This window comes from Salimicrobium jeotgali (assembly GCF_001685435.2).
In the GTDB taxonomy this organism is placed as follows: domain Bacteria; phylum Bacillota; class Bacilli; order Bacillales; family Halobacillaceae; genus Salimicrobium; species Salimicrobium album.
Window position 1 is genome coordinate 2,205,725 of the sequence record NZ_CP011361.2, and the last position, 25,652, is coordinate 2,231,376.

The following is a 25,652-nucleotide window of genomic DNA, read 5'->3' on the forward strand; positions in this document are numbered from 1 at the left end:
AAAACGATAAAGGGGGGGTCTCAGTGAAACTTGAGCAACCAGGTCAGGACAGTATAGGAAAACTTCATGTCATCTCCACTGGTCAGCAGCCTGGTGAAGAGCTGATGAGAATAATAGGTCAGGTGCTCCCCTATGTGGATTCTGTACATCTCCGGGAAAAAGAATGGAGCGATAGACAGATGATATGTTTTACCCAGCAGCTTTATTCCGTGGGAATGCCCATGCATAAACTTATTCTTAACCACCGGGCGACCATCGCCGACAAGGTAAAGGCTAAAGGGGTACAACTCACTCATGCAAGCATGAATCAGGTGAAAGTTCGTCGCCTTTATCCGGATTTGACGATCGGCTGCTCCGTACACTCCGTACAGGAAGCCGTCAGAGCCTGGCACGATGGCGCTGATTATTTAATCTTCGGTCACGTTTTCACCAGCAGTTCGAAACCCGGATTGTCCCCTAAAGGTATAAGAGAACTGAAAAAAGTCGTGCAGCATGTAAGAGTGCCTGTTTTAGCAATTGGTGGAATTACTCCGGAAAATACCAACGTCGTGATGGAAGCCGGTGCCAGTGGAGTTGCCGTTCTGTCCGGTGTGCTGCTAGCTGATGATCCCGTTGAAAAAGCTGTGGCCTACAGAGAAGCGATACGCAAAGGAGGCGCAGGAAATGTATGACGTTATTATTGCAGGCGGAGGTGTTATCGGTAGCTCGATCGCTTTTCAACTCTCTAAAAGAAACTATCGCGTGCTCATAATAGAAAAGGAGGAAATCGGACAAAAAGCCTCCAGAGCTGCAGCCGGAATGCTGGGGGCGCAGAACGAAGTGGGTCCTGACAGCCCGCTCTCCCGGCTCGCTCGTGAAAGCAGAGAAATGTTCCCTTCTTTAGCAGAAGAACTGGAATCTGTCAGCGGCATAGACATTGAACTGATTCAGAATGGCATAGTCAGAGTCGCCCGTACCGAAGAAGAAGCGAAACAGTTAAAACGGGAGAATGAACGTCAGCAACGTTCGGGAGATTGTTCGGAATGGCTTTCACGAAGCCGGTTACAGGAGAGAGAACCCCGTCTTTCCCACCTCTCCGTTACAGGGGGACTCTACATGCCCGGAGACGGCCAGGTCAATGCCCCATCGTTAACAAAAGCACTGGCACATGCATCCGTTGAATTCAGTACAGAGATTATGGAACATACGGAAGTGCTGGATGTTCTGACCGAAAACAGACACGTAACCGGAGTCAAAACAACCTCCGGAAATATTTTGGCACAAACGGTCATTTCTGCTGGTGGGACGTGGAGCCGGGAGCTTTTCGAAAAAACGGGCTACACATTGAACATGTATCCGGTAAAAGGCGAGTGTTTCTCCGTTTATCATAAAGAACATCTGACGACGGCAAGCATATTTTCACCTGGCTGTTATATCGTACCGAAGGCCGGCGGCAGGTTCATTGTCGGAGCTACACAAAAACCTGATGACCCGAATAATTCTGTAAGCATCGGAGGTCTGCGTTCTCTGATGGAACGTGCTATCCGTTTAATTCCTGACCTGCAGCATGCGGAATGGGGCGAAGCTTGGAGCGGGCACAGGCCCAAGACACAGACAGGCCTCCCCTATATGGGGGAACACCCGGAAATCGATGGGTTGTGGGTAGCGGCCGGCCATTTTCGCAACGGTATTTTATTAGCTCCGATCACCGGGTCGCTCATGGCGGATTATATTGAAGGAAAACCTGTATATGAATCCTTTAAGATTCAGTGATAGATACGTTAAGGAGGCGATTCTATGGAACTTTTGATTAATGGTACAACGGTGCAATTATCAAATAACATTACAACTGTTTCCGACGTCATCGATTATTTCATACCCGACCGGCCGGCGGTCGTCGTTGAACACAACGGAAACATTCTGACTAAAGAAAATCACTCGACCGTAAATGTTAAAGACGGCGACAAAATAGAACTGGTTAATTTTGTAGGAGGTGGTTGACATGCTAACTATCGGTAATAAATCTTTTCACTCCCGCTTACTGCTCGGAACCGGCAAATATCCGGATGTCAATGTACAAAAACAGGCGGTAGATGCATCCGAAACAGAAATACTGACTTTCTCTGTCCGCCGAATGGATATTTTTGAATCTTCCCAACCCAATCTTTTGGAAAAAATCAGCACCAGCAACTACGACCTGTTACCGAACACGGCAGGGGCATATACAGCCGAAGAAGCTGTACGAACGGCCAAGCTGGCTTATGCCTCCGGTCTTTGCGACATGATTAAAGTGGAAGTGATCGGGGACAAAAAAACGCTGTTGCCGGACCCGGTGGAAACACTGAAAGCTACCGAAGAACTTTTGAAGGAAGGATTCATTGTCCTCCCTTATACATCCGACGATGTGGTTTTAGCCAGGAAGCTGGAAGAACTCGGGGCTCACGCTATCATGCCGGGAGCGTCACCAATCGGATCGGGGCAAGGCATTATCAACCCTCTGAACCTGAGTCTGATCATTGAGCAGTCACACGTACCGGTGATTGTGGATGCAGGTATAAGGTCTCCACAGGACGTGGTCACGGCTATGGAACTCGGAGCGGACGGTATTTTGCTGAACACAGCTGTATCTGGCTCTCCAGACCCCGTAAAAATGGCTGAGGCGATGAAACTGGCCGTGCAGTCAGGAAGACTCGGATTCGAGGCCGGAAAAATACCAAAAAAACGGTACGCTACCGCCAGCAGTCCGGAAGAGGGAATCAGTTTCTGATGGAACAGCGTTACTCGAGACAAACATTATTTTCCCCCATCGGCACTGACGGACAAAGAAAATTACAGCACGCCCATATCCTAATTATAGGGGCCGGGGCTCTCGGGACCAGTACAGCGGAAATGTTCACCCGTGCCGGTGCCGGCAAAATAACGATTGCAGATAGAGATTACGTGGAATGGAGCAATCTTCAGCGACAACAGCTGTACACTGAAGAAGATGCACAGAACCGCCTCCCGAAAGCTATTGCACTGAAGGAGAAGTTGGAAGCTATTAATCAGGATGTGAGAATCAAAGCTCACGTTACGGACGTGACGCCCTGGAATTTGGAAGAGCTCATCGGCGGAGTGGATCTGATGCTCGATGCTACAGACAATTTCGAAATCCGTATGATTATGAATGATATTTCCCAGAAGCACAATATCCCCTGGATTTATGGGGCAGTCGTCGGAAGTTACGGTATCAGTTACACAATCATCCCCGGTGAGACCTCATGCCTCCACTGCATGATGGAACAGGTTCCGCTCGGCGGTTTAACTTGTGATACGGCCGGTATCATCAGCCCCATCGTTCAACTGGTAACGGCACATCAGGGGGCAGAGGCACTGAAGATTTTAACCGGGAACCGGGATGCGTTACGTGAGAATCTCGTTTCTTTCGATCTATGGAGCAATCAGCACTCTTCTATTGATGTGCAAATGCTTAAAAACGATAATTGTTCATCGTGCGGCACCTCCCCTTCCTATCCGTTCCTGGATTATCAAAACCAGACCAGGACAGCTGTTCTGTGTGGGAGGGATACAGTCCAGATCCGTCCCTCCTCCACACGTAAACCGGATCTGAAGCGAACGGCCGAAGACCTTTCTCCATTAGGTGAGGTCGAACAAAACCCGTTTCTCCTTTCTTTCTCCACTGGTGCTAACCGGCTTGTCCTGTTTCAGGACGGACGCGTACTGGTGCATGGTACCAGTGATATTGCGGAAGCCAGGTCCCTGTATCACCGATATTTTGGTTAAAGTGGTGTAATGCCCGCTCTGTTAATCGAGTTCTTAGCAGTAACCTTACAGGTTTATCTGTAATGCTCCATGGTTTGGGGGTGTATCACCCCCCAGACTTTTTCATTTGGATAGTACGTATCGTTCTTATTATTTCAACTTTTGAATACGCAAATTCCTGTTCCGGATTACGCAAGTGGCAGATGGATTTTTCTTTCTTTGTTATAAATATCAAGCCAATTTTCTGTTTCCTCTTCGATCCAGTTCCCAAAACAATCCAGAAACTTCTTTATTTCTCCAGAATCGGATGAAGGATTTATTGCATACCAAAGAGCCGTCCTCATTTCTTTCTCTTTCTCGGGATAATGCTTCGAAAACAATTCATATGCCGGATACAAATCTCTCGTATACGCCTCTTCCTGAATTATAACAAGCGCTCCGCCGGCTCTCACTATGATCCGCATAATCCATGAACAGCAATCTTCAATATCCTCTGTATCTTCATTCCCTTCAAGCTCGTGTTTGGCTCTGTCGATCAAAGTAGACAAACGAAAGAGATGTTCATTTGCGAGTGAACTGTCAGGTTTGTAATCAGGAAGCTCACTGATAAGATTCTCCCCGTACACACAGACCCCGTAAGTTTTTAAAATGAACGGAATCATGGAGCAGTACTCGTGCTCTCTCACTTCCCCGAGAGGACTAAATCCTAATTCAACACCATTTATAAAAGAATACTTCTCATTGATGTATCGAGTCGTCTCTTCTGTCCAATCCAAATCAAGATTTTCAGGATTGAAATAGGTTACGACTATTAGGTCTACATCCGACACACCTTCCACCTCCGCCCCTCTTGGAACGGAACCTCTCAAATAAATGCTGTGGATTTCCCCCGGCAAAGCGGAGAGACAGCTTTTGTTAATGAGCTCGATGACTTCCAGAAATTTATTATCAATATATGCAGGCGCAGCCTGGTTGATGATGTACCCTTGAGTATCCAAAGGACACAACGTACCTATTTTTTTAATTTCATTCATTTGTAATTATTACCCCCATCTTTTTTTCTTCCCCATATTTCATTTATTCTTTCCTCCCCGAATACTCCTGCCCCTTTTACCTGGAAAATCATTTATTCTTCATCAAAGCGGAAAGGTATACAAACGGGTTTCAAAAGCTTAAAATATATAAGTCGTTACTTTAGAAAGAGGAGACTGGATTATACATGTTAAAGCTTATTCCTGGCTGGTTTTCTGCGTCGTCGTATGGGGCAGCAATTTCGTTTTCGGGAAAATACTGCTGCAGAGTTTCTCCCCGGCATTACTGACGTCTTTGCGGCTTTTCTTTATTGTGTTGCTGTTGCTCGGTCTGGCGTCCTTCACAAAGAAACGTGTGAATCGTTTAGGTAAAACAGAATGGATAGCGATTTCCGTCTTAGGGGTTATTGGTGTATTTATCAACCAATGGTCTTTTTTTGTTGGACTGGAAACGGCAGACCCGACAACGTCCGCTCTCATTCTTGCCACGACGCCTATTTTAGCCGGCGTTCTGGGGGCCACATTCCTGAAAGAGAGATTGACGGTCCGTATGCTGCTCGGGTCGGTAATTGCGATTACCGGTATCTTTCTCGTGGTTACGAAAGGAAGTTTTACGGTTTTACAGGTGGATAGAGGACTATTATGGATAGTAGTGACAATGATAACCTTCGCCATAATGATCATAATGACACGCGTGCTCTCGAAGCGCATAGACCCGCTCCCTATCACTCTCTATTCCAATATTATCGGCTTTCTCATATCCATCCCTTTCGTCTTTATGTGGGACGATCCGATACGATTCGGTGTCACGACTTTCGACTGGGCTTTCCTGATCGGAACCGCGATTACCGTTCACGGTATAGCTACACTCATATGGAATACGAATATCAGACAGGTGGATGCTTCCAAAGCTTCCATCTTATCGAACCTGGAACCCTTTGTGGCCATGATTACAGGACTCGTACTGCTTCACAAACCCATCACGGACGTGGAAATAGCCGGAGCTCTTCTGATAGTGGGCGGTGTTATATTCTCAACCTATCAGTGGAAGCGGCGTATCACCGGACAAAGACTTCCCACTCACTAAAACACGAAGACACCGTATACCGGGATGCCTTCGTGTTTTTTCTGTATCCATAAATATTTTTTGCAACGTTTCCCCTCTTATGTTCCCGATCTTTTCACTCTGCTCTCCAGCTCCTCCTCAACTTCGGGCTCATCCTCTCCACTCACCGGTTTCTTCGACCAGAAGGTGGCCAGAATGGGCCCTGAGATATTATGCCACACGGCCGCGACCACATTCGGTAAAGCTGCGAGAGGTCCGAAGTGTGCCGTAGCGAGCGCTACGCCGAGTCCGGAGTTTTGCATGCCCACTTCAATGGATATGGCACGCCGTTTACTTTCATCGAGTCGCATCAACACAGCCGCTCCGTAGCCGAGGATAAGGCCAATCAGATTGTGCAGCATCACAGCTGCAAAGATCTGCAGTCCGGAACTTGTAATACTCTCGACGTTTACAGCTACTACCGCACAGACGATGGTGATGATAGCCAGTACGGAAATGAGCGGCACAGCCGTGGCGCTTTTGTCCACCGTTTCCGGAAACAGTTTCCTGACGAGAAGTCCAAGCGTAATAGGAACGATGATGACCTGCACGATTGACAGAAACATGGACACAGGATCCACCGGCAGCCACTGGCCTGCAAGCATCAGTAAGATGGCAGGCGTCAGAATCGGGGCCAGCAGTGTAGAGAAAGAAGTCATCGCGACAGACAATGCCAGGTTCCCTTTGGCGAGATATACCATGACGTTCGACGCCGTGCCTCCCGGAACAGAACCGAGCAGGACCAGACCGGCCGCCAGTTCCGCAGGCAAGTTGAGCAAATAAGCGATTCCGAGTGCCGTCAGCGGCATAAGTACGTACTGGGCCGCCACACCGGCAATCACCGGGAGCGGTTTTTTCATGACCAGTTTAAAATCGACCGGCTGCATCGTAAGACCGATACCGAACATGACTACTCCAAGCAGAATGGTTATATACGCCCCGAGACCGAGAAAGACTTCCGGTACAAAAAAAGATATAAGAGCGGCTGCTATGACCCACAGCGCAAAATATTTTCCGGCGACGCGACTGACGGACTCGATCACCTTCATTGTCCGTTCCCCCTTCCGTTATGAATAAGCTTACCGGGATTCATAATTCCTTTAGGATCGAGCGCTTCTTTAATCGCCTGCATGACAGGAAGAGCTTTTCCGTGCTCTCTTTCCTGATACTTCATTTTCCCTTTTCCGACGCCGTGCTCCCCCGTACAGGTGCCTCCGCGGGCCAGGGCGTATTCCACAATCTCTTCATTGAACATTTCAGCTTTTCTGCGTTCTTCCTCTTTTTCCATATCAATCATGAGAAGAGCGTGATAGTTTCCGTCGCCGACATGACCGAGGATCCCTCCATCAAGACCCAGCTCCGTCATCTTCTCTCTGCCGTGCCGGATGGCCCCGCCGAGTTCCGATATCGGAAGACAGACGTCCGTAACCATCATCTTTTTGCCCGGGCTGTCATGGATGTAGGCATAGGCGAGATTGTGACGCGCTTCCCAGAGCTTCACGCGGGCCGCATTATCTTTCTCGAAATCAATAGCTTCACACTTATGACTCGATACGATCTCTTCCATAAAGGCGACGTCCTCCTGCAATCCTGCTTCGTTTCCGTGGAATTCAAGGAACAGCGTCGCCTTTTCTATGTAATCCGTATCATTGAACCGGTTCACCTGCCGTATCGATGCTTCATCCAGCAGTTCCACACGGGCGACCGGAACCCCTGCCTGCAACATGGAAATCACTGCTCCCACCGCATAATCGATGGTCGGGAAAGAAGCTCTCGCAGCCATGACATGTTCAGGGATGCCGTACACTCTTAGCGTAAGCTCCGTAATACAGCCAAGTGTCCCTTCGGAGCCTACATAAAGACTGGTGAGATCATAGCCGGACGAAGATTTTCTGGCAAGGCTTCCGGTATGAATGATATCTCCACCCGGTGTAACGACTTCAAGACTCTGGATCTGGTCTTTCATCACCCCATATTTCACGGAAGTCGTCCCGCTTGCGTTCGTGGCGGCCATCCCGCCGAGCGTAGCATCGGCTCCCGGGTCCACAGAGAAGAACAGCCCATATTTTTTCAGTTCTTTATTCAGCTGCGACCTCGTCACCCCGGGCTGCACTTTCACGAGGAAGTCCTTATCCCGCACTTCCGTTACTCTATTCATGGAGGAAAAGTCGATCGTAATCCCCTTATCATAAGCGATCACATTTCCCTCAAGACTCGAGCCCAGTCCGAACGGAATGACCGGGACCCCTGAAGTTTCAGCTGCTTTCATAATTTGACTAACTTCCTCCGCCTTCTCCGGAAAAACGACGAGATCAGGGGTGCTCCACTCGTGGTAAGATTCATCTTTGCTATGATTGGCGAGCACGGTATCGTTCGCACTCACCTGATCATTCCTCAAAAATTTCAGCAGCTCTTCCTGCAGCGTTGCCGGGTATGTAGTCATGTTCTCAGGCTCCTTTCACATTTTCAGATTAAACTGTTACATCAGATTATCACAATTATCTGAAAAAAGGAATGACACGATTATACTTTCCCAAGGTTTCAGTATAATGCTGGAAATTCCATAATTTTTTCCACAAAAAAACTTCCCATTCATAAAAAAATGAATGGGAAGTCTTCCTGTTCGTTTCAATAACCCACAGAACTGTATTACTTTTTACGTCTGATACCGATTACCCGTCCGGCTTCTTCGGGGGCCTCGGAAGGCGTGTGATATTCTGCGAATACCTTAAGCTGTGCAGACACCGCTTCCGGAAAAGGAGCTGGCCGTCCTTCACTCTGATCCATTCCCATCAGCATCTGCTCACTCGTAGCGGCTCTTTTGCCATTTTCCCCGTAAAGCTCAAGGAACGCATGCACACGCTTCGCATCGTAATCCAGAATATACATCTTCACCTCGTACGCTTCCTCATGATGCATTTCGTCGAGATAACATACGTGATTTTCCAGTGTATACATCGTATATTGGTGCTTCCTACGGGCTTCTTCGTCCAGCCCGATTACACTCATGAACTCATCCACACCGATACTGAAAGCACGAACGTAGTCGGCATCGTTCATGTGACCGTTGTAGTCGATCCAGTCGACAGGTACTTTTGACGTAATGAGGGGTTTGGCTTCACTCATGTCTTATCGCCTCCCTGCACGGCTTCTTTGCTGTCGCCGGTCGTTAAGTTGGCGCCCGGCCAGTATTTCTCCAGCAGCTGCTGAAGTTCCACGAGGAAGTCATCCCGACGCTCTTCCATTTTCTGCATATCCACACCCTCCGTCTGCGCTTCACAGCCGGTGATGACTTTCTCTGCCAGCTCATCCGTGAGTTCCGGCGCTTCCAGTTTGGTCCACGGTAGTTTCAAGGCCGGACCGAACTGATGCAGGAGATGACGCATACCGGCCTTACCGCCTCCCATATGGAGAGTCATGAACGGGCCCATCAGCGCCCAGCGAAGACCTGGACCGTAAACGATGGAGGCGTCCACTTCTTCGGTCGTCGCCACACCGTCATTAACGATATGCAGAGATTCACGCCAGACCGCTTCCATCAGACGATCGGCAATGTGTCCTTCAATTTCCTGATGAACGATGAGAGGTTTCATACCAAGACCTTCATAAAATTCCCGGGCTTTGTCAACGAAACTGTCCTCCGTTTTATTGCCGCCCACCAGTTCGACGAGTGGCATGAGATATACCGGGTTGAAAGGATGCCCGACGATGACCCTTTCCGGGTGATGTGCACAGTCCGCCTGAAGTACCGTCGGTAAAATCCCTGACGTGCTGGAAGAAATGACTGCATGCTTCGGTGCATGTTCGTCGATGGAGGCGATAACGCTCCTTTTCAGCTCTTCCCGTTCCGGCACGTTTTCCTGGACGAAGTCCGCATGAGCCAGAGCTTTCCCGAGATCCTCTTCAAACGTAAGGTTCTCCTCTGAAGAACCTTCTTTCAGTCCCAGCTTTCCGGCATAGTCCCAGGCACTACGCACCGCTTCCCTCGTTTTTTCCTCTGCACCGGGAGCAGGATCATAGGCCGTCACCTTATAGCCGTTAGTCAGGAAACGGGTGATCCAGCCGTTGCCGATGACACCTGTTCCTACAATTGTAATATTTGTGATCGATGACATACCCGTTACCCCCTCTTCGCATATGGATCAAGCAGATTAAGTTCTTTACGTGCTTCAGCCGGCGTCATCAAATCAGCGCCGAGTGTTTCCACGATTCCCGCTGCTTTATCGACAAGCTGTTCGTTCGTCGCAAGCTGACCCTTTTTCAAATACATATTGTCTTCCAGGCCGACACGGATGTGTCCTCCCTGCAATACAGACTCGGCGACCATAGGCATCTGCATCCGGCCAATACCAAAGGAAGCCCAGCGGCTGTTCTCCGGTATACGACTCTTCATGTACGCGAGCGTTTCCGCATCGGCTTCTGCGCCCCACGGGATACCCAGGCAGAACTGGAATAATGGATCTCCATCAATCAGTCCTTCCTTGATCAACTGGTTGGCAAAGCGCACGTGACCGGTGTCGAAACACTCAAGCTCAGGCTTCACACCGCTCTCCTGTACGAGTTTGGCCTGACGGCGCAGCCAGTCTGTCGGACCGACGTACAGCATGTTTCCGAAGTTGGTACTTCCGCAGTCCAGAGTGCACATTTCCGGAAGAAGTTTACCGATCGGCTCATGACGTTCTTCCGGCGTCTGCATGTCCGTCCCTTCTCCACCACGGGTAGGATCTGCATCACTCGGCACCCAGTCACCGCCGCCGCCGGAAGTGAGGTTGATGATAATATCCGTTTCCGATTCACGGATGCGTTCCACCGTTTCGCGGAACAGCTCCACATCATGACTGAGAGCTCCCGTTTTCGGATCACGCACGTGAATATGGGCTATAGTTGCCCCGGCTTTCGCCGATTCAATCGCCGAATCCGCAATTTCTTTTGGAGTTACGGGTACGGAAGGATTTTTCCCGGGAGTATCTCCTGCTCCTGTCAGTGCACACGACATCATAACTTTACGACTCATTTACATCGCCTCCTGTTGTTTTTGGTACATGTTTAAATATTTCGCCACTTTCGAAAAAGTAAGTAACACGACGGATCCAGTCATAATATTCGGTCCATCGATGAAGTTCTTCCAATAACTCATTGATCGCTTTTTCGTCATCTTCAGTCAGATCGGACTGCTCCCGTATTTCTTCTATCTTCCTGTTGATCCGCTCCTCAAAATGGCGGCTTCGGGTACTGGCTTTCTGCCAGGTCGATGTGAAAATCGAAATGAATGTTTCATAGTAGTCTTCTTCGACCTGATACAAATCTTTGCGTACCCCTTTCTGGAAGACCCGTTCCGCAATGTTCATGTCTATCATTTCGCGGACCACCTGACTCATCCTCGTCTTGCTCATCCCCATTTCCGCCGACAGTTCATCGAGCGTCATCGGTTCGTGATTCATATAGATAATTCCAAGCACACGGCCAAGACTTGTCGGGGCACCGAAAGCATTCATATTATCAGCTATCTTTTCTACGAACTGTGTTCTTATTTCCTCTATTTTCTTATTCTCGTTCTCCATTTTCCATCCACCCTTTTCACCTGTGTTAACTGAACAATACCACAGCCGGTGCCGTTTCCAAACAGATGCCGGTACCTGTTTAACGTTCAACAGGTAAATAGATGGCTGAAGCTCTTTCCGGCCCGCTATATATGAACTCGGTCGCCTTTTCCCCGTGGACGGCGGTCCTTGTCGTCTGACCGTTATTCAGATTTACGTCGTAATGAGGGGCGTTCGAGGCTGACAGGTCGATCCGTAACCGGTGCCCTGCCTTCACCTCATGAGCTGTGACCCCGACGCTCAGATTCATTTCGGCCGGTTCATGTGGTACGACGCGTTCCCGGTGATACGTCTCGGTGATATTCCAGGCCCGTCCTGACTCATCCACTTCGGACAGACGGATGAACACATCGAATAATTCGGAAGGTGCTTCTCCCCACAGTCGCGCTTCGACCTCTCCCATAATAAGCTTTTTCTCTTTAAGAGGTTCGCTCGTGTAAACGAGAACGTCCGGCCTTGTCTGCAGTCCGGAGATATCGAACATTCCGGACTCGTTGCCGGCAACGAGAGCACTCCCCCCGTAAGTGGGGACGGGCGCCCCGGGATCCAGAAGCATATGGTGAGGAAGGGGCTGCTGATCTTTTTCCTTACCAAGTCCGCCTCCCCCTTCAGCCGCTGACAGTTCATGAGATCCTTTCAGAAAAAATGTTTCTGCCTCTCTGCCATGCGGCATGGACGGAAAAGATTGCCACTTGTTGCTGCCCGTAATGTACAGATGTACCTTATCTTCCACTCCGGAAGGCTTCGATTTAAGCCAGTGATCGAACCATTTGATATGAAGCTCCGTCGTATCCTTAATACGCTCAGTTCCGATTTCTGTTTCCGCTCCTTCAAAAAAGACCTCACCGGCCCTTCCCGTCATCTCTTCGTGTGTCCAAGGGCCAATCCAGAACGATTTTTCTCCGTTATAGACCCGATAAGCCGAAAGAGTCGACGGAAGAAGGGCGTCATACCAGCCGCCCATGAATAAAGCGGGTACCGTAGCCGACTGCAGAGCCTGTCGCAGGTCAGCTTCCTTTACTACCCTGGACGGGACACGGCGCTGCATTATTTCAAAAAAATACGAGTCCGGATCAAGATCCTGCACAGGTCCCCATGTGTCAGCAGGGAAGTCACACAGATAATCCGGCAGGTTCTCGAGATAATGCTGAAGTTTTTCTTCATCCAGTGTACCTTTACGTTTCAGATGGTCCTCTATCATTGAACCGAGCACCCAGGTCTCGAATTTTCCGGTCGCGGACACTGTATCCGAATCATTCAGAAGCCCCTCCCAGGGATCAGCCATCGTCATGACGGGGGCTATCGCCCGCAAGGACGGAGGGTGCTGGGAAGCCGCTGCCAGTTGCGTATAACCGTGATAAGACATCCCGAACATTCCCACCCGGCCGTCGGAGAAAGGAAGGCGTGCCGCCCATTCCACCGCATCATATCCGTCTTTTCCTTCATGGACGAACGGGTAGAACTCTCCGCCGGAGGCGAATCGGCCGCGCACATCCTGCAGAATCACGACATACCCTGACTCCACCATTCGGGGTACAGACAAATATTCTTCAAAATACCTCGGCGTCTCTTTGTCATAGGGGAGGCGCATCATCAATACGGGATGCCGCTCCTCATCGTCAGGCCGGTAAACGTCGGCCCGCAGTACTTCCCCGTCCGAAAGCGTACATGCTGCGTTCTTCTCAATAATCATTGTCCGCCTCCTCACACTGCTTTTTTTCTCTATGAACCGTTCAAACTTCCGGGATCAATTGTTATTAGCCGGTTGAAGTTTCCGCTCGATTCCTCCGAGAATCAGGTCGGCTACGATGGCCATAACAGCTGTCGGTACAGCCCCGGCGAGAATGATCGCAGTGCCGTTGGTGGCGTTGGTTCCTGTAAGGATGATGGCTCCGAGGCCCCCGGCTCCTACGAAAGCTCCGATAGCTGCAATTCCGATTCCGATGATGAGAGCCGTCCGGAGACCGGCCATAATCACACTGATCGCCAGTGGCAGTTCGACCATCCGCAGCAGCTGAAAACGGGTCATACCGGAAGCATATCCGGCCTCGATGACTGTCTGATCGACATCTTTAATACCGACATATGTATTCTGGGTAATCGGCAGAATAGAATAAAGCATCAGCGTTACGATCGCAGTGTTAGTTCCAAGTCCCATAAAAATCATGAGAACCGCCATAGCCCCGAGTGCCGGAATGGTCTGGATCATACTGCCGACGGCCAGCACCCAGCTGCTGAGCCGGCCGTACCTGGCAATCAGAATACCAAGAGGGATGGAGAAAATTGCCGCAAACAGAACACCGTAGGCCGCCATCAGAAAGTGACGGTAAAACTGGGTCCAGATATATCCACTGTTCTGCAGGGTATAATTGATGAATTCAACAATCGTTTCCATATCAGTTCTCCTCCTTTGCCGCATCTTCAAAGTAATTGTTGTTTTCGAGGAACTGACGGGCAACTTTTCTCGGGTTCACGTGTTCAACGGCCGCATTAAAGTTGAGCTCCTGCATTTTTTCCGTAGTAATCTGTCCGGACAGTTTTTCCGTAATGGTCTTTATCTCCGGATACTTCTCCAGTGTATCGTTCGCGATTACCGGGGAAGCATCATAAGGCGGGAAGAACTGTTCGTTGTCCTCGAGCACTTTCAAATCGAAATCCTTGATGCGTCCGTCCGAGGAATAAGCCAGTACGACGTCCATATGACCGCTTGCAGCGGCTTCATATACGAGACCGGTGTCCATCGGGAATACATCTCCGAAGGAAAAATAGGTTTCCTGAAAACCGTCATACCCGTCCCCTTTCCGGTTGACCCAGGCGTTATCCACCCCGAAGCGCAGTTCATCGGCGTACGGCTCGAGGTCTGAGACATTTTCTATATTGTTTTCTTCCGCAAACTCTTTCGTCACAGCAACAGAGTAGCTGTTTTCAAATCCATAGCTCGGAGCCCACGTCTGATCGAAACGTTCCGGAAATTTTTCCTTCACCGTTTTCAGTGCTTTCTCCGGATCTTTGATGGGGTCCATACCGAGGGCCCCGGCAATGTCCGTCCCGGTATAACGGGTGGCAGAAATATCGATGTCCCCGCGTTCCATTCCCTGGTGCTGGACGATGGAGGAGCCCAGTTTACTGACAAGCTCCGTTCCCGCCTCCGTATTGCGTTCAATCATAATCGACAGCATCTCCGCCAGAATTTCCGATTCCGACGTAGCCAGCGAACTGATTTTAATCGTATCTTTCCCTCCGCTGGCAAGCCCGGGCAGCGTACAGCCCGTAAGCATTACCAGAACAACTGCAATCAGCAGCAGTTTGGTCGTTTTCTCCTTCACGTGCAGTCACCTCCAAAATTTAAGCAGCTTTATACGAGTCTTTCAGTCCATCCGAGGTCAATTTTCCTTCCGCAAAAGCCAGTCCACGATCAGCGATAATGGCCAGGATCGTAGCCGGAACGGTACCGGCGACAATCAGCACAGGCTGATACAGGTTCAGGCCGTCAAAGATGAAGTCACCGAGACCGCCACCGCCGATGAAGGCTGCCAGCGTAGCCCAGCCGATAAGATAGACAGTGGACAGTCGTACGCCCGCCAAAATCACGGGTACCGCCAGCGGCAGTTCCACTTTCACGATGGACTGCCAGTTACTCATACCCATCCCGGATCCGGCTTCGAGTACGTTTTTGTCGACATCACGAAGTCCGATGTATGTGTTACGCAAAATCGGCAGCAGTGAATATACGAACAAAGCAATGATCGCCGGCACTTTCCCGATACCTACGAGCGGAATGAAAAACGCCAGTATGGCGAGACTCGGAATCGTCTGCAAAACCCCGATCACCGAGATGAATTTATCCGCAAACTTAGGCATTCTCGAGAAAAGAATCCCCAGTGGAATGGCGACCAGTACCCCGAGTACGACCGCGGTGAACGATATATATAAGTGCTCCCACGTCTTCACGAGTAATTCTGTTCCGTGTTCAGTAAAAAATGTCTGCATCATTTCCTCCCCCTATCATGTAGTAGCAGTCAGACTGTCGAGCTCCTGACCTTCTCCCCAGATGGTGTCGTATACGATATTCGCCATCGTGGCCCGGGTAACGATTCCGGTAAGGTGATGATTCCCATCGGTAACGGGGATGTATTTGGCACCGCGACGCAGAATCTTATGCGTAGTATCCTTCAGAAGGCTGTCTTCGGACACGGAAAACAGGTCCGTTTCCATAACGTCCTCCACGTAAGCCGCTTTTTTATAATTGAGGTTGATCGCCTCCACATCAAGAAAGCCCTGAAGCGTACCGTCACGATCGACGACAAGCAGGGTATCGACGTGGCGCTCGCGCATCGTTGCGATAGCGTCCTTGAGGCTGGTACCGCAAGTCACCGTAATCGGATCCGTGTCCATGATCTGACCCACCGTCGTGACGTCCGGACGTGCCTGAATGAGACGATCTTTACCGAGGAACGTTTCCACGAACTCATTGGCCGGATTGCGCAGAATTTCTTCCGGTGTATCTGCCTGCACCACTTCCCCATCTTTCATAATGACTATCCGATCTCCGAGTTTCAGAGCTTCATCCATGTCGTGAGTAACGAATACGATCGTCTTATTCAATTCCTTCTGAAGTTTTTTGAACTCTTCCTGCAGGGAGTCACGCGTGATCGGGTCCAGCGCTCCGAAAGGTTCATCCATTAGAATCAACGGCGGATTGGCTGCCAGAGCACGAAGTACGCCGATCCTCTGCTGCTGCCCGCCGCTTAACTCGTGAGGGTACTTATCAAGGTACTCCTCCGGCATGTCGACGAGTGCCAGAAGTTCTTTAGCGCGTTTCTCTTTACGGTCGGAAGGCCACTTCAGGAGCGTTCCTACAAGAGAAATATTTTCCTTGATCGTCATATGCGGCATCAGCCCTACCTGCTGGATGACGTATCCGATCGAACGCCTCAGTTCCACAGCGTTCTGGGACTTTATATCTTTACCGTTTATGTAAATCGTTCCTTCCGTAATATCAATCAGTCTGTTGACCATCTTCATCGTCGTAGTCTTTCCGCAGCCACTCGGCCCGATGAAACAGACGAATTCCCCTTCCTCAATGTTCAGATTCAGATTACTGACAGCAGGCGTCCCGTCAGCGTACTTCTTCATTACACGTTCAAATTGCAACAAACTCGCCACCTCCAAATTTTTCTCTCCTTCAATCTGTGTGAAAGTATAAGCCCTGGCAGCTGATAAACAAACTTCCAAATAAACGCGTAAACTTTTGGATTTCTATACAATTTAAATTGTATAAAGTTTACGTCCGTATATCGTACAATTCCTTCGTTATAATGACTTATCTGATGGTTGCTAAATTATATTGAAGGGTCCCACGTGATTCTGCCAGGGTTACACACACTTTCTTCTTTTATCCTTTGGGCTGTATAATACTTCACATTTCACTTTCGCCGATGAGAAGATTTAATCGATTAGTTGAATGAAATATAGTAAAAAGGGTGTACGGGTTGGATATCAGAACTTTCAAAGATATCATTTATTACAAGTTCTCCCGGTTCAGTAAATATCGAAGAGCTCGGACGCAGTCGATTTGTTCTCCATAAAATCCTTAGACGCAGACCGGACTACTCATATCTTTCTTTTGCGTGAAGACTTCATTACAGAATCAGAAGAGATCGACAGGAAAGTGGCGGCTTATTGCCGGGGCCGCAGCAGAATCCGGCCGGTCGTAAAGGAAATTTTCATGCACGAATATAGATATATGAAATCCGATGCAGTTTTGAAAAGGAGAGAAGAAGCGTGGAAAAAGTTCAGGTAGGAATCAGATAAAACATTGTGCAATTTGTAATGCTCGTAATCATTAACCTGTTCGTCGGGTCCATGGTCGGTCTGGAAAGAACCGTGCTTCCGATGATAGGAGAAGAGCGTTTCGGCCTGCTGTCGACCAGTGCTGCGCTCTCCTTTATCGTCAGCTTCGGTTTCTCGAAAGCTCTGGTCAATTTATTCGCAGGAAACCTAGCGGATCGTGCCGGCAGAAAAAGAGTCCTCCTTTTCGGCTGGGGCATCGGTTTATTTGTACCGATCATGGTCATCTTCGCCCAAGCCTGGTGGATGATCATCGTCGCGAACGTCTTTCTTGGCGTTAACCAGGGGCTTACCTGGTCGATGACGGTCAATATGAAAGTAGATCTCGCAAAGTCGACGCAGCGGGGACTGGCTGTAGGTTTCAACGAATTCGCAGGGTACCTCGGACTTGCAGTTATGGCCTCGGTTTCCGGGTACGTGGCTTCCACTTACTCCCTCAGCCCGGAACCTTTTTATATAGGAATTGTACTCGTCGTCCTCGGGTTCCTCCTCTCTCTTGCCGTACGGAATACAGAAGAACACGTAAAAACGCAGTCCAGCGAACAGGGAGATGCGGAGCACGTGTCCGGGTGGGAGATTTTCAAACGTACCTCCTGGAAAAACTCTGACCTCGCAAGTGGCAGCTTCGCCGGGCTGACGACCAACTTAAAAGACGGGATGGCCTGGGGGCTATTCCCAATTTTTCTTACGGCCGGAGGATTAAGTGTCGTACAGACCGGTACGGTCGTGGCAGTATATCCGACAGCGTGGGGAATATTCCAGTTGTTCACCGGAGTGTGGAGCGATAAAATAGGACGGAAAAAACTGATCGTACCCGGCATGATTGTTCAGGCTTTATCCTTATGGTTCATCTTGCTCGTGGATACCTATCCGTTATGGATAGCCGGAGCGGCTCTGCTCGGAATAGGGACCGCCATGGTCTACCCGACCATCCTCGCTTCCATAAGCGATGTCGCTCACCCCGAATGGAGGGCGACATCCATGGGTATCTACCGGTTCTTCAGAGACAGCGGCTACGCTTTCAGGGCTCTGATTGCAGGTATTTTAGCAGATATCTTAAGCGTTACCTGGGCCATCGGTCTCGTCGCGTTCCTTCCGCTTTTGTCCGGTATCATCGTCTGGGTGAAAATGAAAGAAACCCTGCAGCCGGACCGCACTTAGGAAAGCAGAAAGCTCCCGCATCAGAATGTGCGGGAGCTTTCTTTTAATACAGATTTCCAAATTTGTGAAAATGGTATAGTATAAATTGTATCGGTTTCATAATTCAGCTGCAGAAACATGGGGTGACTGTATGATGTTAAAAGAGTTAACGTCTAACCTGGCCATTTTGATCACCTGCCTGTTCATTTACTCCCAGCTTACCAACGATTCCTCATTGAGGACCTCCTCTTCGTTAAGAAAAAAAGTTATTACCGGGGCACTCGCAGGAGTTTTAAGTAATATTTTAATGCAGTACAGTATGCATTTCGATCAGACTATCATCGACCTGAGGCATATCCCTCTCGTTCTCGTTACATACTACGGGGGTGGTATTCCGAGTCTCGTAGCCTTATTGTTTATTATAATCGGCCGCTTCTTCATCAGTTTCGGTGAATCGTCCCTGCTGGCGATCATTTTCATCGTGCTTATCGCTCTCGCTGCGCTTGGCGCGAGAAAACTTAATAGAGGGAGACGGGTCAAGATATTTCTGTCCCTCACCGCTTCCAACATACTGTTTACTATGCTGATCCTTTATCTGATCAGTGATACGGGTATCCTTCTCCCGATGATCCCTTCTTACTGGACCATTTCCTATATAGCGGGCTTCAGCTCCTTCTATGTCATTGAGTACGCCCGGGAAAATCAAAGGATGATGATTCAGTTCAAGGCCGAATCTTCCACTGATGCATTGACCGGGCTGAACAACGTCAGGAAATTTGACCAGATCTTCAATTCGGTAAGCGAAGAAGCACGAAAGAAAGACGAAAGACTTTCTTTTCTCTTCATTGATATCGACCATTTCAAAAGCATTAATGACACGTACGGTCATAAAGAAGGAGACGAGGTATTAATAGAGCTTGGCAATTTGTTGAAAAATGCGGTGCGTTCTTTTGATATCGTGAGCCGGAACGGCGGGGAGGAATTCACGGTGATTCTTCTCGACTGTCCTACCGACCGTGCCGTACAAATAGGAGAAAGAATCCGCGAAAGCGTCGAGAATCATTCCTTTTTACTGACCACCGGTGAAACCATCAGTGTAACCGTCTCTGTCGGTGTCGCCTGTTATGGAGAAACGACCAAATCACCCGAAGCGCTTCTGAACGATGCAGACGAAGCGCTTTACGAAGCTAAACGGACGGGAAGAAACAAAGTATGCGTAGCATAAAAAGAGGGAGGTCCTTCCGATTTAAACAGGACCTTCCTCTTTTTTAATAAAGCAGGATTGTGCAACCGAGTTTTAACGTGAATAGCCCCTCTACACTTATACGTAAGAAAACTCCAAACTAACGGAACAGGTTACTGTATATTCAATTTTTCTGCTTTTTTATAAAGCGTTTCTCCTTCTTTAATAGTTTCTTCCACCTGAATATCTCTTAACTCTATGGGATCAATCTCCAAAGGATTACGGTCAAGAATAACCAGATCCGCCCACTTCCCTTCTTTGATACTCCCTTTTGTGTCTTCCTCCCCGTATTGATAAGCAGCGTGAATCGTGACGGCCTGGAGTGCCTCCTTCACACTGATCCGCTGCTCCGGACCGATTATTACTCCTCCTCTTGTCTGCCGGTTCACCGCACTCCAGATCGTCTGAAGCATGTCCGGCCTGATCACTGGAGAATCCTGATGCAGATTAACCGGCAGCCCTCTGTCTATAGCGGATCTGGCAGGGCTGATTCTGCTTCCCCGCGCTTCTCCGAGATTTCTTAAGTGGACATCTCCCCAGTAATACGTATGATCGACGAATATAGAAGGAATCATCTGTATTTCCTTCATTACATCCAGCTGGTCATCACGAACTGTCTGACAGTGGATCATAACCGGACGCAACTCTTCTTTCCCGGACTGCTGTGATTCTCCCATGGATTTCTTATAATTTCTGAGCAGCTGATCCGCGGCAGCGTCTCCGTTGCAGTGGGTCAATAGTTGAACATTATTCCGAACAGCCTCATCCGTCACTTTTTTTACCTTTTCGTCTTTGTACCAGGACGTTCCTCTGTACTCCTCGTCTCCTTCGTAAGGTTCGGTGAGCCATGCCGTTTTTCCCTGAGGAGTCCCGTCCAGCAACATTTTGTATCCACCGAGTTTGAATCTGTTATGATACCGTTTTACATAAGGCGCATTCGCTTCAAATATTTTCCCCGGGTCATTATCGACTAGCGGGTATGAGATAACGTCGACATTCAGTTTCCCCTGGTCGGCCAGGGCTTTGCACAATTCCACCGTCAGCATGGAGGCCGCTCCATCCTGGACAGTCGTTATTCCATTCTGTACATATACTTTCTGACCTTCTTCCAGTAACTTTAAGTATTCATGTTCCGATCCGCCTGCTATGTACTGCTGGACGAGTGTCAGACACGTTTCTTCCAGATAGCCGTCCGGTTCCATACTGCCTGTCATTCTTCCTATCGTTCCGCCTTCCACCTCTTCCGTACGGGAGTCGATACCCGCCATGTCCAGAAGGGCATCATTAGCGCATCCCATATGGGCGGACGCATGGAACACGAAGAGAGGGCGATCCGTTATTTCGTTCAGCACCTCTTTTACAGGGTGACGCTGTTCTTTCAGCATCGTATGATCGTACCCGAATCCTAGGACCACTTCGTTTTTTTCAAACTCATTCCGTTCCACATACTTACGAAGAACGTCTGCAATCTCCTCGAAACTTCCGCATCCACTCAAGTCCGCCATACGGGACACCGGCCCTACGAAGGGGAAGTGACTGTGAGGATCAATAAAAGAAGGCATAAGCGTTTTCCCGTTCAGATGTACTTGTTCTGTGCCCTTTGTTTCGGCTGCCGCTTCCACCTCCTGCAGATTCCCCTTCTTCTTAATAACACCGTCTTCCACCAGAATGGCTTCTACGGGAACCTCCTCTCCTTCCATTGTGAGAATGTCCCCACCATAGTAGATGGTCTGCATAGTAATTACTCCCTTCATTAAAATGATTTCTGACTTCACTATGTACACATGAACCATTTTTTTCCTATTCAAAGAAAAACCTATCGTAACATTTGAAAGGAACTGCATAAAAATGTTTGCATTCCAATAGGGAATCAATTTACAAAAACGGGTCCGGGATATTGCTGAGGCACAGACTTATAACAGCAAGAATCAGGTCACATTCCGTCACAAATTTGTCTAAAATTTCCCTATGCGTTTCATGTGACATTGCACAGAACAATATGTAAGATAGATATGGTATGACCTTTACTATTACTATTTAGGAGGATATTAAATGTCTTTAATCGGAAAAGAAATAGCACCATTCAGCGCACAAGCTTTCAGAGAAGGCGATGATTTTATCGAGGTTACTGATGAGGATCTGAAAGGGAAATGGAGCATCGTCTGCTTCTATCCTGCGGACTTTTCGTTCGTATGCCCGACAGAACTTGAAGACCTGCAAAATCAGTACGCTAAACTTCAGGAGCTTGGAGTGGAAGTATACTCTGTATCTACAGATACTCATTTCGTTCACAAAGCATGGCACGATCATTCAGAAGCCATCAATAAAATTACCTACACAATGATCGGGGACCCTTCCCACGAAATTTCCCGTAACTTCGACGTTCTTATCGAAGAAAAAGGTGTAGCGGACCGCGGTACATTCATCATCGATCCTGACGGTGTCGTACAGGCTGCCGAAATCAACGCAGACGGTATCGGACGTGACGCAAGTACGCTTATCGATAAAGTGAAAGCTGCTCAGTACGTTCGTAAAAACCCTGGTGAAGTTTGCCCGGCCAAATGGGAAGAAGGCGAAGAAACGCTTAAACCAAGCCTTGATCTTGTAGGTAAAATCTAAGGAGTAGGATAAAATATGCTAGACAAAGATATTAAAGCACAGCTTGAACAATATCTTCAGCTGCTTGAAGGCGACATCGTCCTGAAAGTAAGTGCAGGCTCGGATGACGTATCCAAAGAGATGCTCGAGCTGGTGGATGAACTGTCCACCATGTCTTCCCGCATAAACGTAGAGAAGACAGAGCTGAAACGCACGCCAAGTTTCAGTGTCAATCGTCCGGATGAAGAGACCGGCATCACATTCGCCGGGGTTCCTCTCGGACACGAATTCACGTCTCTCGTCATGGCGCTCGTTCAGGTGAGCGGTCGTCCGCCGAAGGTTGAACAGAGCGTGATTGATCGCATCAAAGCGATTGATGAAGACTATCATTTCGAAACGTACGTCAGCTTAAGCTGTAACAACTGTCCTGTCGTCGTTCAGGCATTGAACATCATGAGCGTGGTCAACCCGCGTATTTCCCACACCATGATCGAAGGCGGCGCTTTCAAGGACGAAGTCGACAGCAAAAACATTATGGGCGTACCGACCGTCTTCCTGAACAATGAAGAATGGGGCGGCGGCCGCATGGAGCTGGAAGAGATTCTCTCTGCTCTCGGAAGCGGTCCCGACTCCTCTGAATTCGAAGGGAAAGACCCGTTTGATGTTCTTGTCGTAGGCGGAGGCCCGGCCGGCGGAAGTGCCGCTATCTATGCTGCACGTAAAGGCATCCGTACAGGACTGCTTACCGACCGTGTCGGCGGCCAGGTTCTCGATACGAACGCTATCGAAAACTTTATCAGCGTCCAGGAAACAGACGGACCGAAGCTTTCCTCCAATCTTCACGAACACGTCGGAGGTTACAATGTGGACGTGATGAATCAGGTAAAAGCTGCGAATATCGAACGTAAAGATAACCACATCGAAGTGGAGCTGGAAAACGGAGCTGTTCTGCAAAGTAAAACAGCCATTCTCTCCACAGGCGCCCGCTGGCGTAATATCGGCGTTCCCGGCGAACAGGAATTCAAGAACAAAGGAGTAGCCTATTGCCCGCACTGTGACGGACCGATGTTCGAAGGAAAAGACATTGCGGTCATCGGCGGCGGCAACTCCGGTGTGGAGGCAGCCATCGACCTTGCAGGCGTGGTTAAACACGTCACAGTCCTTGAGTTCTCTTCCGCATCGAAAGCGGACTCCGTACTGCTGGATCGTCTTCACAGTCTTCCGAACGTAACGTTTATTACAAACGCACAGACGACGGAAATTACAGGAGACGAGACAGTGAACGGCCTGACTTACACAGACCGCGTAAGCGGGGAAGAACGCCACTTGGAACTCGAAGGTGTCTTCGTCCAGATCGGTCTCGTACCGAACACTGAATGGCTCGATGATTCCATTGAGCGTACGAAAACCGGTGAAATCGTAGTCGATAAAAAAGGTGCAACAAACGTACCCGGAATTTTTGCGGCAGGCGACTGTACAGACAGTGCCTATAAGCAGATCATCATTTCCATGGGTCAGGGTGCAACATCTGCCCTCGGTGCTTTCGACTATCTGATTCGCAACACGGCTCCTGCCGAAAGCGAAGCAGTCACTTCATAAACATTCAAAAAAGCCGCTTTACCATTATGGTAAGGCGGCTTTTGTTATGGCAGACGAAAGCTATTGCCCGCTCTGCTGCTTATCGTATTCTTCTCCGTAATGACGTCGTGCATGGAACTCGTGGACGAGACGGATCGAAGGTCTGAGAAGAAATTGAAAACTCCCCACCACGAATAGAGTAACCCCTATTACACGCCAGGGCTCCTCAAAATAAAAACAGACACTCCCGAGGAAAAACCACAGCCCCAGCAGAAAATCGTTGATCGTATATAGGGTATGGTATATTTTCCTGAAAAATGGCGAGTGTTTCTGCATCTGGTCATTGATATACGTTTCTCTGGAAGAATTACCCTCACTACGGTTCTCCTGTTCGTTGGTATCAACGGCCATAGTTCCGCTCCTTTCTTTCCGGCAGGTATTTCGTAAAATAGGCACCTGCGATTAGTAAAATAACAGTAAGAGACCAGGATACTAGTCCCAACATATCAAACCAGTAGGCCACGAGATTCGTCACGGTAATAAGATAGAAACAAATGGAAGTTAGGGCACTTTTGATTCCGTCAGCGCCCTCTTCCCTTCTTTTCCTGATAGTAATTAGTATGGAAACAATAAGAGCTGCTGTCATAATAATAGATAAGATTGTTAACCCACTCACGTTATTTCCCTCCTTCCCCTCTTCGAAACATCGCATTCTGCTTTATATCCTCTAATGAAAAATTTTCGTTCCAGTGAACAAAATGTCCGCCCTTTACAGCATGCCAGGTCACGGGAAGACGACGGTCCCTGAGTTTTTTTACATAATGTTCCGTTCTTCTCCGTTCTCTATCATCCAGCTCGGCGAATGTTGCATAGTATACGCGGGTAGGCACAGCAATATTATTAAGGAGACCGGGGATATCAAGGTTGTAGTACCCGAACATCAAGTTCAGCCCGCGGGCGGAAAAGTCGGTTTGAGATCGTAAAGCCGTACGCACGTACCGAGTTTCTTCTACATTTACATGTGCACAAAAATTGGTAACCTGCCTATCAAAATCACCGTTTCCACTCTCTTTAAAAAATGTTTCCAGTCTTTTTAACAGACGCTCTCCGAACAGCTTCACTCCCGCATTCAGTAATGGAAAAGCGTAAGCGAAAATTCCGAATTCCGAAGTCGGCACTTTCGGGAAAGGTTTGTGTCCCTGATCCAATAAAATCAGGGTACGCACCCGCTCTGGATAGTGTCTGGCGAAAGACAGAGCGACAGCCCCGCCTAACGAGTGTCCGATTACCACCGCGTTCTTCATTTCCCTCCGGTCCATGTATTCTTTCACCCAGTCCGCCAGCACAATGGATGTCACCTTTCCACTGATGCCGCTACTTCTGCCGATATCCGGCAAATCAATCATATGAGTCTCAAAATCAACCTGTAGGTATTCGGCTATATTCAAACCTTCATTACCGGAAAATCCTCCGGCAGGAAGAAAAATCACCGATTCCCCTGCCCCGACTTTTTCTGCGAAGTATTCATAAGTAGTGCTGAGCATTTTACTCACCTCTTTGCTGCAGACAATTTAAAAAGACGTACCTTCTGTTCAGTCTCTATTGACTAATCCTCTTAGTTGATTCCTGCTAAGCACAGTTTTTTTCTTATGAACTATATTATCACATTACATTTTTTGATTTTTTGAGCTTTTCAAAAAATACTTCAAAAAGACACAAAATTACTATCAGCTAACATGACCTGATATGAAACAAATAAGGCTTCA

26 protein-coding genes are annotated in these 25,652 nt (G+C 48.7%); 10 read left to right on the top strand and 16 right to left on the bottom strand.

Annotated elements, in window-relative coordinates; genetic code table 11:
* Positions 1–23 precede the first annotated feature (23 nt).
* Genes AAV35_RS11030 through AAV35_RS11050 form a run of 5 tightly spaced genes read left to right on the top strand, consistent with a single transcriptional unit; the run spans position 24 to position 3,762 of the window.
* Complete coding sequence (locus AAV35_RS11030) at positions 24–671, top strand: thiamine phosphate synthase (RefSeq protein WP_008588115.1); 648 nt, start codon at positions 24–26, stop codon at positions 669–671.
* Positions 664–1,752, top strand: a complete 1,089-nt coding sequence (thiO, locus tag AAV35_RS11035; RefSeq protein ID WP_008588113.1) for a glycine oxidase ThiO — start codon at positions 664–666, stop codon at positions 1,750–1,752. The genes AAV35_RS11030 and thiO overlap by 8 nt, the downstream gene beginning before the upstream one ends.
* A 24-nt stretch (positions 1,753–1,776) precedes the next feature.
* Complete coding sequence (gene thiS, locus AAV35_RS11040; RefSeq protein WP_008588111.1) at positions 1,777–1,980, top strand: sulfur carrier protein ThiS; 204 nt, start codon at positions 1,777–1,779, stop codon at positions 1,978–1,980.
* Between the two features lies 1 nt (position 1,981).
* Positions 1,982–2,746, top strand: coding sequence for a thiazole synthase (locus tag AAV35_RS11045; protein ID WP_008588108.1), 765 nt, complete (start codon positions 1,982–1,984; stop codon positions 2,744–2,746).
* Positions 2,746–3,762, top strand: coding sequence for a thiazole biosynthesis adenylyltransferase ThiF (locus AAV35_RS11050; RefSeq protein WP_008588105.1), 1,017 nt, complete (start codon positions 2,746–2,748; stop codon positions 3,760–3,762). Before AAV35_RS11045 ends, AAV35_RS11050 begins: the two co-directional genes overlap by 1 nt.
* Positions 3,763–3,929: 167 nt before the next feature.
* Here AAV35_RS11050 and AAV35_RS11055 read toward each other — a convergent pair whose 3' ends face one another.
* Positions 3,930–4,775, bottom strand: coding sequence for a nucleotidyltransferase domain-containing protein (locus AAV35_RS11055; RefSeq protein ID WP_008588103.1), 846 nt, complete (start codon positions 4,773–4,775; stop codon positions 3,930–3,932).
* A gap of 181 nt (positions 4,776–4,956) precedes the next feature.
* Between AAV35_RS11055 and AAV35_RS11060 the strand changes: the two genes are divergently transcribed.
* The gene (locus AAV35_RS11060; protein ID WP_040609118.1) at positions 4,957–5,859 is read left to right on the top strand and encodes a DMT family transporter; all 903 of its coding nucleotides are present in this window, start codon (positions 4,957–4,959) and stop codon (positions 5,857–5,859) included.
* Between the two features lie 77 nt (positions 5,860–5,936).
* Here AAV35_RS11060 and AAV35_RS11065 read toward each other — a convergent pair whose 3' ends face one another.
* The 11 genes from AAV35_RS11065 to AAV35_RS11115 form a co-directional block, all read right to left on the bottom strand.
* Positions 5,937–6,926, bottom strand: a complete 990-nt coding sequence (locus AAV35_RS11065; RefSeq protein WP_008588098.1) for a bile acid:sodium symporter family protein — start codon at positions 6,924–6,926, stop codon at positions 5,937–5,939.
* On the bottom strand, positions 6,923–8,320 hold the full coding sequence (locus AAV35_RS11070) for an FAD-binding oxidoreductase (RefSeq protein WP_008588096.1): 1,398 nt from the start codon (positions 8,318–8,320) through the stop codon (positions 6,923–6,925). Before AAV35_RS11070 ends, AAV35_RS11065 begins: the two co-directional genes overlap by 4 nt.
* A gap of 206 nt (positions 8,321–8,526) precedes the next feature.
* Positions 8,527–9,003 (bottom strand): thioesterase family protein, encoded by a 477-nt coding sequence (locus AAV35_RS11075; protein WP_008588093.1) that lies wholly within the window; start codon positions 9,001–9,003, stop codon positions 8,527–8,529.
* Entirely contained in the window at positions 9,000–9,992 is a 993-nt protein-coding gene (locus AAV35_RS11080) for a 3-hydroxyacyl-CoA dehydrogenase NAD-binding domain-containing protein (RefSeq protein ID WP_008588091.1), read from the bottom strand. Before AAV35_RS11080 ends, AAV35_RS11075 begins: the two co-directional genes overlap by 4 nt.
* Positions 9,993–9,997: 5 nt before the next feature.
* Positions 9,998–10,891 carry a beta-keto acid cleavage family enzyme gene (locus AAV35_RS11085; RefSeq protein ID WP_008588089.1) on the bottom strand — a complete coding sequence of 298 codons (894 nt, stop codon included), beginning with the start codon at positions 10,889–10,891 and terminating at the stop codon, positions 9,998–10,000.
* Complete coding sequence (locus AAV35_RS11090) at positions 10,881–11,438, bottom strand: GbsR/MarR family transcriptional regulator (protein ID WP_008588087.1); 558 nt, start codon at positions 11,436–11,438, stop codon at positions 10,881–10,883. The genes AAV35_RS11085 and AAV35_RS11090 overlap by 11 nt, the downstream gene beginning before the upstream one ends.
* 79 nt (positions 11,439–11,517) lie before the next feature.
* Positions 11,518–13,170 (bottom strand): CocE/NonD family hydrolase, encoded by a 1,653-nt coding sequence (locus AAV35_RS11095; RefSeq protein ID WP_008588084.1) that lies wholly within the window; start codon positions 13,168–13,170, stop codon positions 11,518–11,520.
* Positions 13,171–13,224: 54 nt separating this feature from the next.
* Complete coding sequence (locus tag AAV35_RS11100; protein ID WP_008588082.1) at positions 13,225–13,872, bottom strand: ABC transporter permease; 648 nt, start codon at positions 13,870–13,872, stop codon at positions 13,225–13,227.
* A 1-nt stretch (position 13,873) separates the two neighbouring features.
* A complete protein-coding gene (locus AAV35_RS11105) occupies positions 13,874–14,755 on the bottom strand; it encodes an osmoprotectant ABC transporter substrate-binding protein (RefSeq protein WP_052034734.1) in 882 nt (293 codons plus the stop codon).
* Positions 14,756–14,822: 67 nt separating this feature from the next.
* Complete coding sequence (locus AAV35_RS11110; RefSeq protein ID WP_008588078.1) at positions 14,823–15,467, bottom strand: ABC transporter permease; 645 nt, start codon at positions 15,465–15,467, stop codon at positions 14,823–14,825.
* A gap of 15 nt (positions 15,468–15,482) precedes the next feature.
* Complete coding sequence (locus AAV35_RS11115; protein WP_008588075.1) at positions 15,483–16,634, bottom strand: betaine/proline/choline family ABC transporter ATP-binding protein; 1,152 nt, start codon at positions 16,632–16,634, stop codon at positions 15,483–15,485.
* Positions 16,635–17,309: 675 nt separating this feature from the next.
* Between AAV35_RS11115 and AAV35_RS11125 the strand changes: the two genes are divergently transcribed.
* Positions 17,310–18,488 carry an MFS transporter gene (locus AAV35_RS11125; protein WP_082409500.1) on the top strand — a complete coding sequence of 393 codons (1,179 nt, stop codon included), beginning with the start codon at positions 17,310–17,312 and terminating at the stop codon, positions 18,486–18,488.
* 133 nt (positions 18,489–18,621) lie between these two features.
* Positions 18,622–19,692, top strand: coding sequence for a GGDEF domain-containing protein (locus AAV35_RS11130; protein WP_008588068.1), 1,071 nt, complete (start codon positions 18,622–18,624; stop codon positions 19,690–19,692).
* Between the two features lie 131 nt (positions 19,693–19,823).
* On the opposite strand, the gene AAV35_RS11135 is transcribed toward AAV35_RS11130, so the two are convergent.
* Positions 19,824–21,446: an amidohydrolase gene (locus tag AAV35_RS11135; RefSeq protein ID WP_008588066.1), complete on the bottom strand. Its 1,623-nt coding sequence runs from the start codon at positions 21,444–21,446 to the stop codon at positions 19,824–19,826.
* 316 nt (positions 21,447–21,762) lie between these two features.
* On the opposite strand from AAV35_RS11135, the gene ahpC reads away from it, so the two are divergent.
* Positions 21,763–22,329 (top strand): alkyl hydroperoxide reductase subunit C, encoded by a 567-nt coding sequence (gene ahpC / locus AAV35_RS11140; protein WP_008588064.1) that lies wholly within the window; start codon positions 21,763–21,765, stop codon positions 22,327–22,329.
* Between the two features lie 15 nt (positions 22,330–22,344).
* Positions 22,345–23,907, top strand: a complete 1,563-nt coding sequence (ahpF, locus tag AAV35_RS11145) for an alkyl hydroperoxide reductase subunit F (RefSeq protein ID WP_008588062.1) — start codon at positions 22,345–22,347, stop codon at positions 23,905–23,907.
* A 60-nt stretch (positions 23,908–23,967) separates the two neighbouring features.
* On the opposite strand, the gene AAV35_RS11150 is transcribed toward ahpF, so the two are convergent.
* From AAV35_RS11150 to AAV35_RS11160, 3 genes are read right to left on the bottom strand one after another with little or no spacing between them, the layout of a single operon-like run.
* Positions 23,968–24,297, bottom strand: coding sequence for a YrhK family protein (locus tag AAV35_RS11150; RefSeq protein WP_008588060.1), 330 nt, complete (start codon positions 24,295–24,297; stop codon positions 23,968–23,970).
* On the bottom strand, positions 24,287–24,562 hold the full coding sequence (locus AAV35_RS11155) for a hypothetical protein (RefSeq protein WP_008588059.1): 276 nt from the start codon (positions 24,560–24,562) through the stop codon (positions 24,287–24,289). Before AAV35_RS11155 ends, AAV35_RS11150 begins: the two co-directional genes overlap by 11 nt.
* Before the next feature lies 1 nt (position 24,563).
* Positions 24,564–25,430: an alpha/beta hydrolase gene (locus tag AAV35_RS11160; protein WP_008588056.1), complete on the bottom strand. Its 867-nt coding sequence runs from the start codon at positions 25,428–25,430 to the stop codon at positions 24,564–24,566.
* Between the last annotated feature and the right edge of the window lie 222 nt (positions 25,431–25,652).

What these genes read in the sequence shown, in the direction of transcription:
- thiO (WP_008588113.1), top strand. Translation starts at nt 664, where the DNA reads ATGTATGACGTTATTATTGCAGGCGGAGGTGTTATCGGTAGCTCGATC.
- thiS (WP_008588111.1), top strand. Translation starts at nt 1,777, where the DNA reads ATGGAACTTTTGATTAATGGTACAACGGTGCAATTATCAAATAACATT.
- AAV35_RS11045 (WP_008588108.1), top strand. Translation starts at nt 1,982, where the DNA reads ATGCTAACTATCGGTAATAAATCTTTTCACTCCCGCTTACTGCTCGGA.
- AAV35_RS11050 (WP_008588105.1), top strand. Translation starts at nt 2,746, where the DNA reads ATGGAACAGCGTTACTCGAGACAAACATTATTTTCCCCCATCGGCACT.
- AAV35_RS11055 (WP_008588103.1), bottom strand. Translation starts at nt 4,775, where the DNA reads ATGAATGAAATTAAAAAAATAGGTACGTTGTGTCCTTTGGATACTCAA.
- AAV35_RS11065 (WP_008588098.1), bottom strand. Translation starts at nt 6,926, where the DNA reads ATGAAGGTGATCGAGTCCGTCAGTCGCGTCGCCGGAAAATATTTTGCG.
- AAV35_RS11070 (WP_008588096.1), bottom strand. Translation starts at nt 8,320, where the DNA reads ATGACTACATACCCGGCAACGCTGCAGGAAGAGCTGCTGAAATTTTTG.
- AAV35_RS11075 (WP_008588093.1), bottom strand. Translation starts at nt 9,003, where the DNA reads ATGAGTGAAGCCAAACCCCTCATTACGTCAAAAGTACCTGTCGACTGG.
- AAV35_RS11080 (WP_008588091.1), bottom strand. Translation starts at nt 9,992, where the DNA reads ATGTCATCGATCACAAATATTACAATTGTAGGAACAGGTGTCATCGGC.
- AAV35_RS11085 (WP_008588089.1), bottom strand. Translation starts at nt 10,891, where the DNA reads ATGAGTCGTAAAGTTATGATGTCGTGTGCACTGACAGGAGCAGGAGAT.
- AAV35_RS11090 (WP_008588087.1), bottom strand. Translation starts at nt 11,438, where the DNA reads ATGGAGAACGAGAATAAGAAAATAGAGGAAATAAGAACACAGTTCGTA.
- AAV35_RS11095 (WP_008588084.1), bottom strand. Translation starts at nt 13,170, where the DNA reads ATGATTATTGAGAAGAACGCAGCATGTACGCTTTCGGACGGGGAAGTA.
- AAV35_RS11100 (WP_008588082.1), bottom strand. Translation starts at nt 13,872, where the DNA reads ATGGAAACGATTGTTGAATTCATCAATTATACCCTGCAGAACAGTGGA.
- AAV35_RS11105 (WP_052034734.1), bottom strand. Translation starts at nt 14,755, where the DNA reads ATGCTTACGGGCTGTACGCTGCCCGGGCTTGCCAGCGGAGGGAAAGAT.
- AAV35_RS11110 (WP_008588078.1), bottom strand. Translation starts at nt 15,467, where the DNA reads ATGCAGACATTTTTTACTGAACACGGAACAGAATTACTCGTGAAGACG.
- AAV35_RS11125 (WP_082409500.1), top strand. Translation starts at nt 17,310, where the DNA reads ATGCTCGTAATCATTAACCTGTTCGTCGGGTCCATGGTCGGTCTGGAA.
- AAV35_RS11130 (WP_008588068.1), top strand. Translation starts at nt 18,622, where the DNA reads ATGTTAAAAGAGTTAACGTCTAACCTGGCCATTTTGATCACCTGCCTG.
- AAV35_RS11135 (WP_008588066.1), bottom strand. Translation starts at nt 21,446, where the DNA reads ATGCAGACCATCTACTATGGTGGGGACATTCTCACAATGGAAGGAGAG.
- ahpC (WP_008588064.1), top strand. Translation starts at nt 21,763, where the DNA reads ATGTCTTTAATCGGAAAAGAAATAGCACCATTCAGCGCACAAGCTTTC.
- ahpF (WP_008588062.1), top strand. Translation starts at nt 22,345, where the DNA reads ATGCTAGACAAAGATATTAAAGCACAGCTTGAACAATATCTTCAGCTG.
- AAV35_RS11150 (WP_008588060.1), bottom strand. Translation starts at nt 24,297, where the DNA reads ATGGCCGTTGATACCAACGAACAGGAGAACCGTAGTGAGGGTAATTCT.
- AAV35_RS11160 (WP_008588056.1), bottom strand. Translation starts at nt 25,430, where the DNA reads ATGCTCAGCACTACTTATGAATACTTCGCAGAAAAAGTCGGGGCAGGG.